The following is a 14305-nucleotide window of genomic DNA, read 5'->3' as shown; positions in this document are numbered from 1 at the left end:
GAAGTCAACATCCTGACGCCCAATTCTTCGGACCTTGGTCCGAGGATCTGGGCGAAAAGGTCCGGTGCTGGAAAATGCCGCCTAATCAGCCTTGCCGATGAAGTCCCTGACGGCGGCGATCGTCGCGGCGGGCTGTTCCTCCATCAGCCAATGTCCGGCATCAGGGATCACCACCCCGGTCACGTCACCAGCCGCATTGCGCATCACGGCGGCCTCATTCGCGCCAAAGGACTTCTCGCCACCGATCGCCAGAACCGGCATGGTCAGCTTCGTCGCCATGGCGGCGCGATTGTCCTCGGCATCCTGCCGGATCGAGCGGAACTGCGCAAAGGCCGAACGCATCGCCCCGGGCCGGGCGTAAAGCGCGGCGTAATGCGCCCGTGTCGCCTCATCCAGCTTGGCGGGATCGGCGGCAAACTCGTTCCAGAAGCGATCCAGATAGATCCGCTCTCGCCCCGCCACCAGACGTTCGGCATCCGGTCCGCCGAAATCGAAATGCCAGAGCAGCGGATTTCGGACGATTTCGTCCCATGGCGGAATCCCCGGAACCGGGGCGTCCATGACCACCAGCTTGTCGGTGGCCTCGGGGAAGCGGGCGGCAAAGGCATAGGCGACCATGGTGCCGATGTCATGCCCGACAATGACCGCGTGATCCGTGCCCAGCGAGGTCATCACCGCGCGAATATCGCCCGCTTGCGTGCGTTTGTCGTAGCCCCCTTCGGGATGCGAGGACAGGCCCATGCCGCGCAGATCAGGCACGATCACACGGTGATCGCGGGCCAGATCCGCAGCCAATGGCTGCCACATATCCCCGGTATCGCCGAAACCGTGGATCAGCACGACGGCGGGTCCCTCTCCGCCGACCCTCAGGTGAATGGTCGCGTCATCCACCTGAACATCCTGCATCTGGAAGTCGGGCGGGAAATCATGGACCTCGGCCGAAACGGACGAGGCCAGCAGAGTCAGGGAAATCAAGCTGATGATGGGCCGGAACATGTCATTCATCTCCTGAACGGATCGGAACCAGTCGCGGCGGCGATCATGGCATGAAAGGTGGCATCTGACCGGATTTAATCGCGGTCAGCGATCGCGGCCCGCCATTTCGGGATCGCTGTGCGGAAACGGCAGGCAGAATTACAGCGCGCAATCCGATTGCCACCGTGTACAGGAAACGGCGAAAAGAGGGCGAGGGAACACTCTAATCGGGAAAGGTCTAGGATGCGCATCCTGCTGGTCGAGGATGACGAAGGGCTGGGCACGGCCGTCAGGGATCAGATCGTCGCCGACCGGCATCTGGCCGACTGGGTTCGCGATCTGGCCGATGCGCGCGCCTGCACCGAGACCACCGATTACGACCTGATCCTGCTGGACCTGATGCTGCCCGACGGGCGCGGCCTTGACTTCCTGCGCGATCTGCGCAGGCGCGGCGCCGCAACGCCGGTCATCGTGCTGACGGCGATGGACCGCATCTCGGACCGGATCGAGGGGCTGAATGCCGGGGCGGACGACTATCTGGTCAAGCCCTTCGACCTGTGGGAGCTGTCCGCCCGCATCGGGGCCGTCGCCCGCCGCTATATCGGCAACCCCAATCCGGTGATCCATCTTGGCCCGTTTCGCGTCGATCTTGCCATGCGGCGGATCACCGGACCGGACGGCCCGGTCGATCTGAGCCGACACGAATGGATCGTGTTCGAGACCCTCATGCGCAATGCCGACCGGCTGGTCTCGCGCCCCGAGATCGAAAACCGGATCTATTCCTTCGATGAAGGCGTCGAAAGCAATACGGTCGAGGTCTATGTCAGCCGGCTGCGCCGCAAGCTGGGGCGCGACCGCATCCAGAACCAGCGCGGTCTTGGTTATCGTATCCTGAAATAGCGCCGCCGCCGCGTTCAGCTTCACGTCAGGTTCGCTATCTAGCCTTGCGCCAGAAACAAGACTTCGGGGTCGCATAAGCGACGTTCGGGGCATTGCGGCATGGACAAGAGCATGACGACATCCACCTTCTGGCTGGCCATCGGCCTTCTGGGGCAAGCGCTGTTCAGCGCAAGATTTCTGGTCCAGTGGATCGTCAGCGAAAGACAGGGGCGCAGCGTCATTCCGCTGGCCTTCTGGTGGCTGAGCCTTGCAGGCGGCTGCGTGCTGCTGGCCTATGCCGTGGCACGGCGCGATCCGGTCTTCATCATCGGTCAGGCCGCCGGGCTGGTGGTCTATCTGCGCAACCTGCGCATGATCCGCGCCGAGGCCGCCGCCAAGGTCGCAGCATGACCGATCAGCTTGCCGAAAGCCGCGAGGCGGGATTGCAGCTGCCGCCCCTTCTGCTGGCCATGTGCCTGTTTGCGGCGATTTCCGTGCTGGGCGTGATCCTGCGTCCGGCCTTGCCGATCGATGAGACCCGCTACCTGACCGTCGCGTGGGAGATGCGCCTGTCCGGCGACTGGCTGGTGCCGCATCTGAACGGGCTGACCTACAGCCACAAGCCGCCCCTGCTGTTCTGGCTGATCAACCTTGTCTGGCTGGTCACCGGCCCGTCCGAGATCGCCGCCCGGCTTGTCGCTCCGGCCTTTGGGCTGGCGTCGATCTGGGCGACGGCGCGGCTGGCGCAAAGGCTGGTGCCCGCATCGCCCGATATCGGCGGGCGCACAGCGCTGGTGCTGGCGGGGTCGCTGGGGTTTTCGATCTTTGCCGGGCTGACAATGTTCGACGCGCTGCTGACGCTGGCGGCCGTCCTTGGCGTCACCGCGCTGACCAACGTGCCAACGCAGGCGCGGGCCGCATGGCTGGGCTTTGGCGCTGCGCTGGCCCTTGGGGCGCTGGCGAAAGGGCCGGTAATCTTGCTGCATCTGCTGCCGGTGGCGCTGGCCACCCCGCTTTGGGCCGGGATCGGTACGAAACAGATGATCAAGGGGCTGGCGCTTGGTCTGCTGACCGGGTTGGCCATCGTCGCACTGTGGCTGGTCCCCGCGTTGATCGCCGGTGGCCCGGAATACCGCCATGCCGTTCTTTGGACGCAAAGCGCCGGGCGCATGGTCGATTCCTTTGCCCATCAGAAACCCTTCTGGTTCTTCCTTGCTTTGGCACCGCTGCTGATCTGGCCTTGGGGCTGGTCCCCCACTGCATGGCGCGCCGTCCGGCTGCCCGGCCCGCTGCCGGTCTGGATCGGCGCGACCTTCGTGATCTTCAGCCTGATCAGCGGCAAGCAGGCGCATTACCTGCTGCCGATGCTGCCTGCGGTTGCCGTCGCCTTTGCCCCGGCACTTGCGGATGCGCGCCTGTCAATGCGGCTGGCCGCCATCCTGCCCGCGTCGCTGCTGCTGGTCTTCGGAGCGATCATGCTGGGCTTTGGGCCGCAAGAATGGCACGCCGCCGCCGAACCACTTGCCCCCATGCTTCTGGGCAGTGGCCTTGTGCTTCTGGCGCTGCTGCTTGTCTGGCGCGGCGGTCCCAACGCCGCATGCGCAAGCGCGCTGATCGCGCTGTCTTTGTCGGTCCTGTTTCTGGGCAGGATGTCCGAAATCTATGATGCCGGCCCTCTGGCCCGTCGCCTTGCCCCGCATGAGGCGGCCGGGATCGGTCTGGTCAGCCGCAGCTATGCCGGGGAATTCGGCTATGCCGGGCGTCTGCTCCAGCCGGTCCAGCTGTTCGACCGCCCGCAAGATGGGCTTGACTGGCTGGCCCGGTGCCCCGCGCGCATCCTTGCCATGCCGATTGCGAAGGCCCCGCAGGCCATGCCTCCGTCCGAGGTCATGACCTTCCGCGACCAGACCTATGGGCTGTGGCTTTCCCCCGACCCAGGCAAACAACAAGAAACCGAGGCGTGCAGATGACCCTTCGTTCCCTTTCCGTCGTCATTCCCTGCCACAACGAAGAAGGCGCAATCGCGGCGCTGATCGCCGAAACCTTCGCCGCGCTGTCCGACCTGAAGCTTCAGATCATCGTCGTCGATGACGGCTCCGAGGACAACACGGCTGCGCGGGTGAGCGAACTGATCGAAACCGAGCCTCGCCTGCGCCTGATCCGCCATGCGCTGTGCAGCGGCCAGTCGGCGGCGATCCGCAGCGGCGTGCAGGCGGCGCGCCACGACTGGGTGGCGACGCTGGACGGAGACGGGCAGAACCCGCCCGACCAGATCAGGGCCCTGATTGCCCGGTTGGCCTCGGCCTCGGCTGCGCGGGTCGGCCTGGTTCAGGGACAACGGCTGAAGCGCAAGGACGTGGCCAGTCGGCAGCTTGCCTCGCGGCTGGCGAATGCACTGCGCAATGCCGTGCTGCATGACGGCGTGACCGATTCCGGCTGCGGATTGAAGCTGTTTCGACGCGAGGCGTGGCTGGCCATGCCTTTCTTTGATCATATCCACCGCTTCACCCCCGCCCTTATCCGCCGCGAGGGTTGGGAGGTTCTGGTCTGCCCCGTGACCCACCGGGCGCGGCAAGCCGGCAGGTCGAACTATTCGAACCTGCAACGTGCCCTGGTCGGCGCAATCGACCTGCTGGGCGTCGCATGGCTGATCCGCCGCAGCGGCAAGCCCAAGGCAGCACCGATCCAGATTGAAAGCGAGGCTGCTTTTACCCTGCCCTCGGGTGCTTTGCCCGATCCAGTGTCCCACCATCAGTGACGATACCCGCGCGCGACTTCAAGCGTCGGCCTCCACTGCGGGAGCGGCGGGACAAGCGCTGTAGGTCGGCCCTTGCGCAAGAAGACGAACGGCTTGCCAAGGCCACGGCGACGCTAGCCGTGACGGTTCAGGGTACGACACCACGTGTTACCATGGCTGTCATTTTGTCGGGTGATAGCGGCTGGTGCGATCCCGCCTAGATCGTCGTGCTATATTCGGCGCGACGGATTCCCTATGGTGCTGGGAAAAGGACATGGCATCCTTGCGGCGGGCGTTTGGCACTACGTTGCACGGCTGGGTACGGGAGACATTCTTTCGTGCTCAGGAATTCACAAGCGCCCGGATTGGAAAGCAAGGAACAGAGTGATCCGACCCTCTGCTTCCACCATACCTGTCGAGAACATGACAAGGTGAGTATACATGAGCAAGATCCATATCGGCATTGGCGGCTGGACCTTTGAGCCATGGCGGGGCAGCTTCTATCCTGAGGGTCTCGCGCAGAAGCGCGAGCTGGAATATGCGTCGAGCCAGCTGACCTCGATCGAGGTGAACGGCACCTATTACGGCAGCCAAAAGCCCGAGAGCTTTCAGAAATGGCATGACGAGACGCCGAATGGTTTCGTCTTTTCCTTGAAGGCCCCACGATACGCCACCAACCGCAAGGTGTTGGCCGATGCTGGCGAAACCATCGAGCGGTTCTTCAACAGCGGCGTGATGCTGCTGGGCGACAAGCTTGGCCCGATCAATTGGCAGTTCATGGCGACCAAGAAATTCGACCCTGCGGATTTCGGAGCCTTCCTGAACCTGCTGCCCGCAACGCATGAAGGGCGCACGCTGCGCCACGCGATCGAGGTGCGGCATGACAGTTTCCGTGACCCGGAATTTCTGGACATGGCGCGCGCGCATAACGTCGCGGTGGTCATATCCGCCGATGGAGAATTCCCGCAGATCGCCGATCCCACGGCGGATTTCATCTATGCGCGGATCATGGGGACGGTTGAGGATGAGCCTTTGGGCTACAGCCCTGCGGCGCTGGACCTCTGGGCAGAACGCGCGCGCATCTGGGCCGCGGGTGGTGTGCCCGATGGGCTGGACTATATCGGCGATCCGGCACCTTCCGGCGCGCGCGACGTCTATCTGTACGTGATCAGCGGGCATAAGGTGCGCAACCCGCATGCCGCGATGGCATTGATCGAACGGCTGCGCTGATACCTCCCGCTCGGGGATATGAAACCGATCCCCTCAAGCGCCCAGATCTCATTGACCGCACAACGCGCTTGTCACAAGATCAACGGGCCCAGGGAGAGATCAAGCGATGTGCCAGGTCTTTGCGGGACAGGATCCCGGACGATACGAAACCGTGACGCGCAGGCTGCGGCTGAACGGACAGTCCACCTCGATCCGGCTTGAGCGGGCATTCTGGCGGATACTCGACGATATTGCCGCGCGGCAGGGCCTGACGACACCCGGGTTCATCTCAAAACTGCATGCCGAGGTGCTTGAACTGCATGGCGAGGCGAAAAACTTCACCTCGCTTCTGCGCTGCGCCTGCACCATCCATCTGGGCGAGGATCACCATCTGGCCGCGACCGCCGCCGAATAGGAAAAATCGCGCGTGTAGTATGCGGTTACTACCTTACACCGGAACCCCGCCACTAGCCTTGTGACAGGACCAAGTTAAAAGGCGGAAAGCATGGCAAAATACGTCCATTCGATGATCCGGGTTCTGGACGAGGCGCGCTCGGTCGACTTCTACGCGCGCTGCTTCGGACTGAAGGTTGCCGAGCGCCTGCCCTTCGACAGCTTCACGCTTGTCTATCTGTCCAATGGCGAGAGCGAGACCGAGCTGGAGCTGACCGTCAACAAGGGCCGGACCGAGCCATATGATCTGGGCGACGGCTATGGCCACGTCGCCTTTTCCGTCGAAGATCTGGACGCCGTCCATGCGCGGCTTGAGACCGAGGGCTTTGCGCCCCGCAAGCTGGTCGATTTTGCCCCCGGAGGCGAGGTCATCGCGCGGTTCTTTTTCATTGCCGATCCGGATGGGTACCAGATCGAGGTTTTGCAGCGGGGCGGCCGCTACAAGTGACCGTCGAAGGCAGCCGGAGGAGGGTTGCCCGCGACGGATAGTGAGGGAGGAGGAGAAGGATCATGTCTGAACTCAGCAAGCAGGGGCTGACCCGGCGGGCGCTGTTGTCGCGTGCCGTGGCGGCCGGGGCGCTGGCGGTTGCCGGGACGGGCTTTATCGCTGCGCCGGACGCGGCATGGGCGGTCGAGGTCACCCATGTCAGCGAACATCAGATGGCGACGCTGTTGCAGATGGCGCGCGACATCTATCCCCACGACCGGGTCGGCGACCGTTTCTATGCGATCGCGGTCAAATCCTATGACAGCGCGGAGCAAAAGGCAGCGGTGGCCGAAGGGATCGCGGCGCTGGACAAGGCCGCGAAAGATGCTGGTTTCGAGGACTATCTGTCCGCCGGATGGGAGGACGAGCGCGTCGCGATCCTGCGCAAAATCGAGGAAACCAAGTTCTTCCAGACCCTGCGCGGCGGGTTGGTGACGGGCCTTTATAACCAGAAAGAGGTCTGGCCGATCTTTGGCTATGAGGGCGAGTCCTTTTCGAAGGGCGGCTATATCGACCGTGGTTTCGACGCCATCGACTGGCTGTGAGCAGAGGGGATAAATCATGGCACAAGCAGCCAAATTCGAACTAAGCGACAGCAGCGTCACCGTCATCGTCGGCTCGGGTTCGGGCGGCGGGGTTCTGGCGAACGAGTTGGCGCAGAAGGGCGTCAAGGTCGTGGTTCTGGAAGCCGGGGGCCGCTACCTGCCCGAGGATTACGTCAATGACGAATGGGAAAGCTTTGGCCAGTTGGCTTGGACAGACCCGCGCACCACCTCGGGCGACTGGCGGGTGGCCAAGGATTTCTCGGGGCTTCCGGCATGGATTGTGAAGGCCGTGGGCGGCACGTCGATCCATTGGGCGGGGGCATCGCTGCGCTTTCAGGACCATGAGTGGAAGGCCAAGACCAATTACGGCGTGGTCGAGGGCGCAAACCTGCTGGACTGGCCGATCGACGGCGCAGAAATGCAGCCTTGGTATGACAAGGCCGAGGCAAAGCTGGGTGTGACCGGCGTGGGTGGCCGTCCGCGCCTGCCGGGCAACAGCAATTACAAGGTCTTTGAAAAGGGGGCCAAGGCGCTCGGCTACAAGGAAGTCCATACCGGCAACATGGCCATCAACAGCGTCGACTATGACGAGCGCATGTCCTGCCAGCAGACCGGCTTCTGCTTTCAGGGCTGCAAATGGGGTGCGAAATGGTCCGCCGCCTATACCGACATCCCGCGCGGCGAGGCGACCGGCAATCTGGAGGTTCGCGACCATGCCCATGCCGCGCGCATCCTGCATGACGACGCGGGCAAGGTGACCGGCGTCGAATATTTCGACAAGGACGGCAATCTGCAGATGCAGAAGGCCCGCCTTGTCTGTGTCGCGGGCAATAGTTTCGAAAGCCCGCGCTTGCTGCTGAACTCACACAGCACGATGTTCCCCGACGGGCTGGCCAATCGTTCGGGGCAGGTCGGACGCAACTATATGCGCCACACCACGGGCTCGGTTTATGGCGTCTTTGAAAAGCCGGTGCGCATGTGGCGCGGCACGACCATGGCGGGCATTATCCGCGATGAGGCGCGCCACGATCCCGCGCGCGGCTTTGTCGGCGGCTATGAGCTGGAAACGCTGAGCCTTGGCCTGCCCTTCATGGCGGCCTTTCTTGATCCCGGTGCTTGGGGGCGCGAATTCACCACCGCGCTCGACAGTTACGAAAACATGGCCGGCATGTGGATCGTGGGCGAGGACATGCCGCAGGCCGACAACCGCGTCACGCTTTCCGATACCGAAGACAGCTTCGGCCTGAAGGTGGCGAACGTGAATTTCAGCGATCATCCCAACGACATTGCCATGCGCAATCACGCCTACAAGGTCGGACAGGCGATCTATCGCGAGGTGGGCGCCACGCGCACCATGCCGACGCCGCCCTATCCCTCGACGCATAATCTGGGCACGAACCGCATGTCGGAAAAACCCGAAGACGGAGTCGTCAACAAGAACGGGCAATCCCACGATGTGGCGAACCTGTTCATCAGCGATGGCAGCCAGTTCACGACCGGCGCGGCAGAAAACCCGACCCTGACCATCGTCGCCCTTGCGATCAGGCAGGCGGATCACATCGCGCGGGAAATGGCGGCTGGGAACGTCTGACCAAGGAACTGCCGACCGCCCTGCTGCGTGGCGCGGTCGGCAGTTTTCCCTAAGGCCGGTCGCCGTCTGCAAATATCCTTGTCACCCGATTTGTCGGCTGGCAGCCATTACCGCCGCATTTCAGAGGGACGAGCGTGCATCCGCTTCCAGCAGTCATTCAGGACCATATCTCGGCCTACAAGCCGAAAGACGTTGAAGGCATGCTTGCCTGTCTTGCCGAGGAGGTGACCTTCCGCAACATTCCAGCGGGCACCGAAACAACAGCAGCCTCGAACAAGACGGTCTTCGCCGAGATGGCGGAAATCGCCGACAGCACCCGGGTGGCGACCGATCCGCCGAACGGGTCGAAAGCCGGACAAGACCTGAAGTTTTCCGGCACGCCCTTGCTCTGCGCCATGGAGGGATCGCCGACGCCTTACTGCCGGACGTAATCGATCTCACGGGCCAGCCAGCAGCCAAGGCGCAGTCCCGCGATCTTGCCTTCCCCCTCGCGAAGCACCATGACCGTCCAATTCCCCGGAGCGGGCGCATCCATCGAGCGGCGCGTGGCGATCTGCCAGACGTCCTGCCCTGCCGGTTCCATCCGCTCCATCCGGCCTACACCCAGCATGCCACTGAAACGCACATAGGCCGCACCGTCTTGGGCCGCAATTTCCAGTGACGCGCCCAACTCGGCCGAGTGATAGCTCCCAGCGATCTCGGTGGCATCGGCCGATTGGATCTCGGCAAGGGGCGTCAGCAGGGCTGTCGAGTTGTCGCCGGGGCGATGCATAGTCACGGCGTCGCCATTCCGGGTCAGCGTCACCGTCGATGCGGCAAGCGTACCTTCGGGCAAGGGCTTCACCTTCTCGGCCCCGGTCGCGTGATGCAGCACCGCCGAATGCCGGCCGGATTCGATCCGGGTCAGCAATCCGTTCGGGCCAATCCACTGCCCGTCCCAACCATCCGGAAGCAGAACCGGTGCCGGTTCCGTCTCTCCCAGCGCGGCCCGGATCAGGCTGGAGGCGGCGTCAAAGGTGCTGCCTTCGTGGTTGAAGATCACGACCACGGACAATCGGGCGTCGTGGGCATGCAGCCGTTGGGCGCGGAAGCCTCGCAGCGCACCGCCATGACCAGTCAGGGCATGACCAGCGATCGAGACATGGGCCAGCCCATATCCATAGCGCGCGGGAGTGCCATCGGCGAAATGCGGTGGAACCGAGATGCGGCGGTATGGGCTGCCCGCATCCTCGCGGGTCGCGTCGATCCAGGCCTCATAGGCCAGCATATCATTGAGCGAAGCCGAGATTCCGGCATCCCCGATCCAATGGATCGCATTCTGCGCCGGGAAAAATCCTGTTGCGTCGCTGCCCTCATAGCCGGTGACGCCATCCTCGGGACGGCTGGTATCCGAGGTCAGGACGGCGGTTTTCATTCCCGCGGGTTGCCAGATAAGGCGGCGGTAAAGATCCTCAAGCGTCTCGCCCGTGTCGCTTTCGATCAGCTCGGAAAGGATGCGGTAATTGCAGTTGCAATAGGAATATTGCGTTCCGGGCAGGAAATGCCCGGTCTTCATGCGCGCGATCAGGGGAAGCGCGTCCTCGCGCCGGAACTGCTGCTCGGCCAAGGCCCCCTGCAGCACCGTCAGCGCCCAGTAGTCGCGCAGGCCGGATTGGTTGTCGCACAGATGTTGAACGGTCGGCAGCGGGCCGGTGAAGTCGGGCAGGAACTCGGCTACACGGGCATCCAGCCGCGACGGGTCCTTCTGCGTGGCCAGCAGGACAGCGCAGGTGAACTGTTTCGAGATCGAGCAGATCGGCAGCCGCGTTTCCCGCATCATCGATTGGGCGCTGTCCAGATCGGCGTAGCCCCAGGCTCGGGCGGCCAGAACCTTGCCATCCTTGACGACGCCCGCGACGCCCCCCGGACCGGGAAAGCGTTTGGGCAAGGCGGCCAACGCGGCTTCGAGGGCGGAAAGATCGATATTGCTCATCTACGTGATCCGATGGTGGGCATGGGTTGTGAGCCTCCGCGAAAGCGACCGATCGCTACTTTGGCAGGTCCTGTCCGGTCTGGTTTGCCAGTTGGACGCTAAGTTCGGATGCCACCCACAGGATCTTGGCCGCTTCGTCGCCAACCGCGACAAGTCGATGGCCCATCGAGCTGTCGAAATAGCAGCTGTCGCCCACTTTCAGGGTCAGTGGCGCATATAGCTCGGTGAGAAGCTGCACCGAGCCGGACAGGACATAGATGAATTCCTCGCCCCGGTGGCGGATCTGGTCGGTCGCGGGGCCGGGAGGAATGGTGGCAACAATGGGAAAAAAATGCTTGCTTGAAATATCCGCTGACAGCAGCTCGTAATCGTAGCGCTCGGTCCGGACCGGGATGCCTTCGCCCGCACGGGTGACGCTGCGCCGTCCCGCACCCATTTGCGAGGCGCGCTCGTCGATCAGCGTCTCGGGCCCCATTTCCAGCCCCGCGGCCAGCCTGACGATGCTGTCATAGGTCGGCGACATGCGGTCATTCTCGATCTTCGAAATCGTCGACGAGGCCAGCCCGCAACGCGCCGCAAGGTCACGGACCGTCAGATTCCGGTCCTGCCGCAAGCTCTTGATGCGCGGACCGAAGCCTTTGATACGCTGGCGAATTTCGTCATCGGTCGGCATGGTTTGCGCCCCTTGGATGTTCATTGTCTCGGTTTGTCTGGGAACCCCGGTCACGGGGATACGGGTCCAGGAGCGACGCATCGAACCTATCACCCGCCCGGCCCGAGAGGCAATCGCGGGAATGCCGGTCAAGGGGCGCGCCCGGCCTATTTAGTCTAGACATATCAAGTTTTCGTTTGACGCGTGGCGCGATTTCTGTTCACTATAGGAAACATGATGCCTATCCGATACAAGAAATATCCGGGTAGCGCGGGCCTGATCGGCCACCGAAATTCAACCAATCTTGCCGGCAGAAAATCGGTCAAGAATGACCGGGAGAAAAGACGTGACAGGACGACATTTGTCATTCGACGACATGGTCGCAACCCTTGGCGACGTGCTGCGCGCGAATGGCTGCTCCGAGCAGGTTGCGCAGACGCTTGCCACGAACTGCGCCTCGGCGGAACGCGACGGCAGCAAAAGCCACGGGCTTTTCCGCATGGAGGGCTATGTCTCGACCCTGCGTTCGGGCTGGGTCGATGGCCGCGCGATCCCCGTTGTCGAGGATGTCGCGCCGGGTTTCGTCCGCGTCGATGCCCGGAATGGCTTCACCCTGCCCGCCCATGACGCCGCCCGCGCGCTGGTCGAGGAAAAGGCCCGCCAGAACGGCATTGCCGCCCTTGCCATCCGCAATTCGCATCATCTGGGCGCGCTGTATCTGGATGTCGAATCCTATGCCGAAAAGGGCCTGATCGCCCTTTCGGTGGTCAATTCCATGGCGGTCGTGGTTCATCCCGGATCGACCAAGCCGGTCTACGGGACCAACCCGATCGCATTCGCGACGCCCCGCGCCGAAGGCGGGCCGTTCCTGTTCGACTTTGCCACCTCGGCCATGGCGCATGGGGACGTGCAAGTCGCGGCCAAGCAGGGCCGCCAGCTTCCCCCCGGCACGGGCGTGGATGCGAATGGCGCGCCTACTCAGGACCCCAATGCGATCCTGTCCGGCGGTGCGCTGCTGCCCTTTGGCGCGCATAAGGGCACGGCCCTTGCCATGATGGTCGAGATCCTCTGCGCCGCCCTTGTCGGCGGGCAATATTCCTACGAAGTCGATTGGAGCGAACATCCGGGCGCGCATACCCCGCGCACCGGCCAGACCCTCATCGTGATCGACCCGACGGCGGGCGCCGGCAACCTTGCCCCCTTCGCACAACGCGTCGAGGCCCTGATCCAAGAGATCCGTTCCGGCGGCCCGGTCCGTCTGCCGAGCGAGGAAAGATATCCGGCGCGGGAAGCCGCTGCCCGAAACGGCATCGCGGTCGATGCGGCCCAATGGGACGCCATCCTTGCGCTGAAGGCCCCGGCCCAAACCGTCACGGCCTAAGACATTCTGATCATCGGATCAGCCTATTCACACCCATCCTCAGGAGGAGATGGCATTGACGACACATGTCCCGACCGCGGCCCATCGGCGCAAGGCGCTGATCGCCAGCCTGATCGGCAGCTCGATCGAATGGTTTGACTATTTCCTGTACGGCACCGCGGCGGCGCTGGTGTTCAACAAGCTGTATTTCGCCAGCGAAGACCCGACGATGGCCTTGCTGCTGTCCTATCTGTCCTTCTCGCTGACCTTCTTCATCCGTCCGATTGGCGGCGTGATCTTCGCCCATATCGGCGACCGCATCGGCCGCAAGAAGACGCTTGTGATCACGCTGTCGCTGATGGGCACGGCGACGGTCGGCATAGGTCTGCTACCGACCTATGACATGATCGGCATCTGGGCGCCGATCCTGCTGGTCGGTCTGCGCATCATTCAGGGTCTGGGCATCGGCGGCGAATGGGGCGGCGCGCTGCTTCTGGCCTATGAATATGCCCCGGATAACCGCAAGGGCTTCTTCGGCTCGGTTCCGCAGATGGGCGCGCCGATCGGCATGCTTCTGGCAACCCTGTCGATCACCAGCATTCTGGTGCTGCTGCCCGAGGAAAGCTTCCTGTCCTGGGGCTGGCGTCTGCCCTTCCTGCTGAGCGCGACGCTGGTCTTCCTGGGCCTGTGGATTCGTTCCGGCATCGACGAGACCCCGGAATTCCGCGAAGCCAAGGCTACCGGCAAGGTCTCGCGCATGCCGCTGACCGAGACCCTGACCACGCAATGGCGCGAGGTGCTGATCGCTGCGGGCCTGAAGGTCGTCGAGACCGCGCCCTTCTATATCTTCACCACCTTCATCGTCAGCTATGCGGTGACCAACCTTGGCTTTGCCCGCGAAAGCATCCTGACCGCGGTCATGATGGGCGCGGCAGTGTCCTCGGTGATGATCCCGATCATGGGCTTCGTCGGCGATCTGATCGGCCGCCGTCTGCTTTATGTGCTGGGAACGCTTTCGATGGGCCTGTTCGCTTTCCCCTATTTTCACATGGTCAACAGCGGCAGCACGGCCTCGCTTTCGCTTGCGACGGTCATCATCTTTGGTCTGATGTGGTCGCCGATCACCGCCGTTCTGGGCACGCTTTGCTCGGAAATATTTGCGACGAAGGTGCGCTATACCGGGATCACGCTGGGCTACCAGATCGGCGCGGCCCTTGCCGGCGGCACCGCACCCCTGATCGCGACCTGGCTAATTGGCCGCTACGACACGTGGCAGCCGGTTGCCATTTACATCATGCTCCTTGCCGTGATCTCGCTGGCCAGCGCCTTTGCCATCCGAAAACGCACCGTCCATATCGGCGGGAAGTTTGCCGAAGCGGCCGAGTAAGGCATTCAAGTCGCGAGAGGAACGGCGCCCCGAACCATCGGGGCGCCGTTTGCATTTT

General features: G+C 63.2%; 15 protein-coding genes. 12 read left to right on the top strand and 3 right to left on the bottom strand.

The window, feature by feature from the left end; translation table 11 throughout:
- Window positions 1-81: 81 nt before the first annotated feature.
- Window positions 82-996: an alpha/beta fold hydrolase gene (locus tag GL300_RS21525; protein WP_155041745.1), complete on the bottom strand. Its 915-nt coding sequence runs from the start codon at window positions 994-996 to the stop codon at window positions 82-84.
- A gap of 222 nt (window positions 997-1218) precedes the next feature.
- Here GL300_RS21525 and GL300_RS21520 point away from each other — a divergent pair, with 222 nt between their 5' ends.
- The 10 genes from GL300_RS21520 to GL300_RS21475 all read left to right on the top strand — a co-directional run bounded on the left by GL300_RS21520 (window position 1219) and on the right by GL300_RS21475 (window position 9307).
- Entirely contained in the window at window positions 1219-1875 is a 657-nt protein-coding gene (locus GL300_RS21520; protein ID WP_155041744.1) for a response regulator, read from the top strand.
- A 111-nt stretch (window positions 1876-1986) separates the two neighbouring features.
- Window positions 1987-2265 carry a lipid-A-disaccharide synthase N-terminal domain-containing protein gene (locus tag GL300_RS21515; RefSeq protein ID WP_155041743.1) on the top strand — a complete coding sequence of 93 codons (279 nt, stop codon included), beginning with the start codon at window positions 1987-1989 and terminating at the stop codon, window positions 2263-2265.
- The gene (locus GL300_RS21510) at window positions 2262-3824 is read left to right on the top strand and encodes an ArnT family glycosyltransferase (protein ID WP_155041742.1); all 1563 of its coding nucleotides are present in this window, start codon (window positions 2262-2264) and stop codon (window positions 3822-3824) included. Before GL300_RS21515 ends, GL300_RS21510 begins: the two co-directional genes overlap by 4 nt.
- Entirely contained in the window at window positions 3821-4612 is a 792-nt protein-coding gene (locus GL300_RS21505; protein WP_155041741.1) for a glycosyltransferase family 2 protein, read from the top strand. Before GL300_RS21510 ends, GL300_RS21505 begins: the two co-directional genes overlap by 4 nt.
- Window positions 4613-5032: 420 nt before the next feature.
- A complete protein-coding gene (locus GL300_RS21500; RefSeq protein WP_155041740.1) occupies window positions 5033-5821 on the top strand; it encodes a DUF72 domain-containing protein in 789 nt (262 codons plus the stop codon).
- A gap of 106 nt (window positions 5822-5927) precedes the next feature.
- Window positions 5928-6215 carry a ribbon-helix-helix domain-containing protein gene (locus tag GL300_RS21495; protein WP_155041739.1) on the top strand — a complete coding sequence of 96 codons (288 nt, stop codon included), beginning with the start codon at window positions 5928-5930 and terminating at the stop codon, window positions 6213-6215.
- 90 nt (window positions 6216-6305) lie between these two features.
- The gene (locus GL300_RS21490) at window positions 6306-6701 is read left to right on the top strand and encodes a VOC family protein (RefSeq protein WP_155041738.1); all 396 of its coding nucleotides are present in this window, start codon (window positions 6306-6308) and stop codon (window positions 6699-6701) included.
- Window positions 6702-6763: 62 nt separating this feature from the next.
- On the top strand, window positions 6764-7285 hold the full coding sequence (locus GL300_RS21485; RefSeq protein WP_155041737.1) for a Twin-arginine translocation pathway signal: 522 nt from the start codon (window positions 6764-6766) through the stop codon (window positions 7283-7285).
- 16 nt (window positions 7286-7301) lie between these two features.
- Window positions 7302-8876 (top strand): GMC family oxidoreductase, encoded by a 1575-nt coding sequence (locus GL300_RS21480; protein WP_155041736.1) that lies wholly within the window; start codon window positions 7302-7304, stop codon window positions 8874-8876.
- Window positions 8877-9010: 134 nt separating this feature from the next.
- Complete coding sequence (locus GL300_RS21475; protein WP_155041735.1) at window positions 9011-9307, top strand: nuclear transport factor 2-like protein; 297 nt, start codon at window positions 9011-9013, stop codon at window positions 9305-9307.
- Here the strand turns inward: GL300_RS21475 and GL300_RS21470 are convergent.
- Both GL300_RS21470 and GL300_RS21465 read right to left on the bottom strand, forming a co-directional pair.
- On the bottom strand, window positions 9292-10848 hold the full coding sequence (locus GL300_RS21470; RefSeq protein ID WP_155041734.1) for a D-aminopeptidase: 1557 nt from the start codon (window positions 10846-10848) through the stop codon (window positions 9292-9294). The genes GL300_RS21475 and GL300_RS21470 overlap by 16 nt on opposite strands.
- Before the next feature lie 55 nt (window positions 10849-10903).
- On the bottom strand, window positions 10904-11521 hold the full coding sequence (locus GL300_RS21465; RefSeq protein WP_170297765.1) for a helix-turn-helix domain-containing protein: 618 nt from the start codon (window positions 11519-11521) through the stop codon (window positions 10904-10906).
- 340 nt (window positions 11522-11861) lie between these two features.
- On the opposite strand from GL300_RS21465, the gene GL300_RS21460 reads away from it, so the two are divergent.
- On the top strand, window positions 11862-12881 hold the full coding sequence (locus tag GL300_RS21460; protein WP_246195309.1) for an Ldh family oxidoreductase: 1020 nt from the start codon (window positions 11862-11864) through the stop codon (window positions 12879-12881).
- Window positions 12882-12930: 49 nt separating this feature from the next.
- Window positions 12931-14247, top strand: a complete 1317-nt coding sequence (locus GL300_RS21455) for an MFS transporter (RefSeq protein ID WP_155041731.1) — start codon at window positions 12931-12933, stop codon at window positions 14245-14247.
- The last annotated feature ends 58 nt before the right edge of the window (window positions 14248-14305 follow it).

It is taken from the genome of Paracoccus litorisediminis (genome assembly GCF_009711205.1).
Lineage (GTDB): Bacteria > Pseudomonadota > Alphaproteobacteria > Rhodobacterales > Rhodobacteraceae > Paracoccus > Paracoccus litorisediminis.
The sequence above is the reverse complement of the archived record's forward strand: the minus strand, read 5'-3'. Positions and strand labels throughout refer to the sequence as shown.

Coding starts and splice junctions, on each gene's coding strand:
- GL300_RS21525 (WP_155041745.1), bottom strand. CDS start 996: ATGTTCCGGCCCATCATCAGCTTGATTTCCCTGACTCTGCTGGCCTCG.
- GL300_RS21520 (WP_155041744.1), top strand. CDS start 1,219: ATGCGCATCCTGCTGGTCGAGGATGACGAAGGGCTGGGCACGGCCGTC.
- GL300_RS21515 (WP_155041743.1), top strand. CDS start 1,987: ATGACGACATCCACCTTCTGGCTGGCCATCGGCCTTCTGGGGCAAGCG.
- GL300_RS21510 (WP_155041742.1), top strand. CDS start 2,262: ATGACCGATCAGCTTGCCGAAAGCCGCGAGGCGGGATTGCAGCTGCCG.
- GL300_RS21505 (WP_155041741.1), top strand. CDS start 3,821: ATGACCCTTCGTTCCCTTTCCGTCGTCATTCCCTGCCACAACGAAGAA.
- GL300_RS21500 (WP_155041740.1), top strand. CDS start 5,033: ATGAGCAAGATCCATATCGGCATTGGCGGCTGGACCTTTGAGCCATGG.
- GL300_RS21495 (WP_155041739.1), top strand. CDS start 5,928: ATGTGCCAGGTCTTTGCGGGACAGGATCCCGGACGATACGAAACCGTG.
- GL300_RS21490 (WP_155041738.1), top strand. CDS start 6,306: ATGGCAAAATACGTCCATTCGATGATCCGGGTTCTGGACGAGGCGCGC.
- GL300_RS21485 (WP_155041737.1), top strand. CDS start 6,764: ATGTCTGAACTCAGCAAGCAGGGGCTGACCCGGCGGGCGCTGTTGTCG.
- GL300_RS21480 (WP_155041736.1), top strand. CDS start 7,302: ATGGCACAAGCAGCCAAATTCGAACTAAGCGACAGCAGCGTCACCGTC.
- GL300_RS21470 (WP_155041734.1), bottom strand. CDS start 10,848: ATGAGCAATATCGATCTTTCCGCCCTCGAAGCCGCGTTGGCCGCCTTG.
- GL300_RS21465 (WP_170297765.1), bottom strand. CDS start 11,521: ATGCCGACCGATGACGAAATTCGCCAGCGTATCAAAGGCTTCGGTCCG.
- GL300_RS21455 (WP_155041731.1), top strand. CDS start 12,931: ATGGCATTGACGACACATGTCCCGACCGCGGCCCATCGGCGCAAGGCG.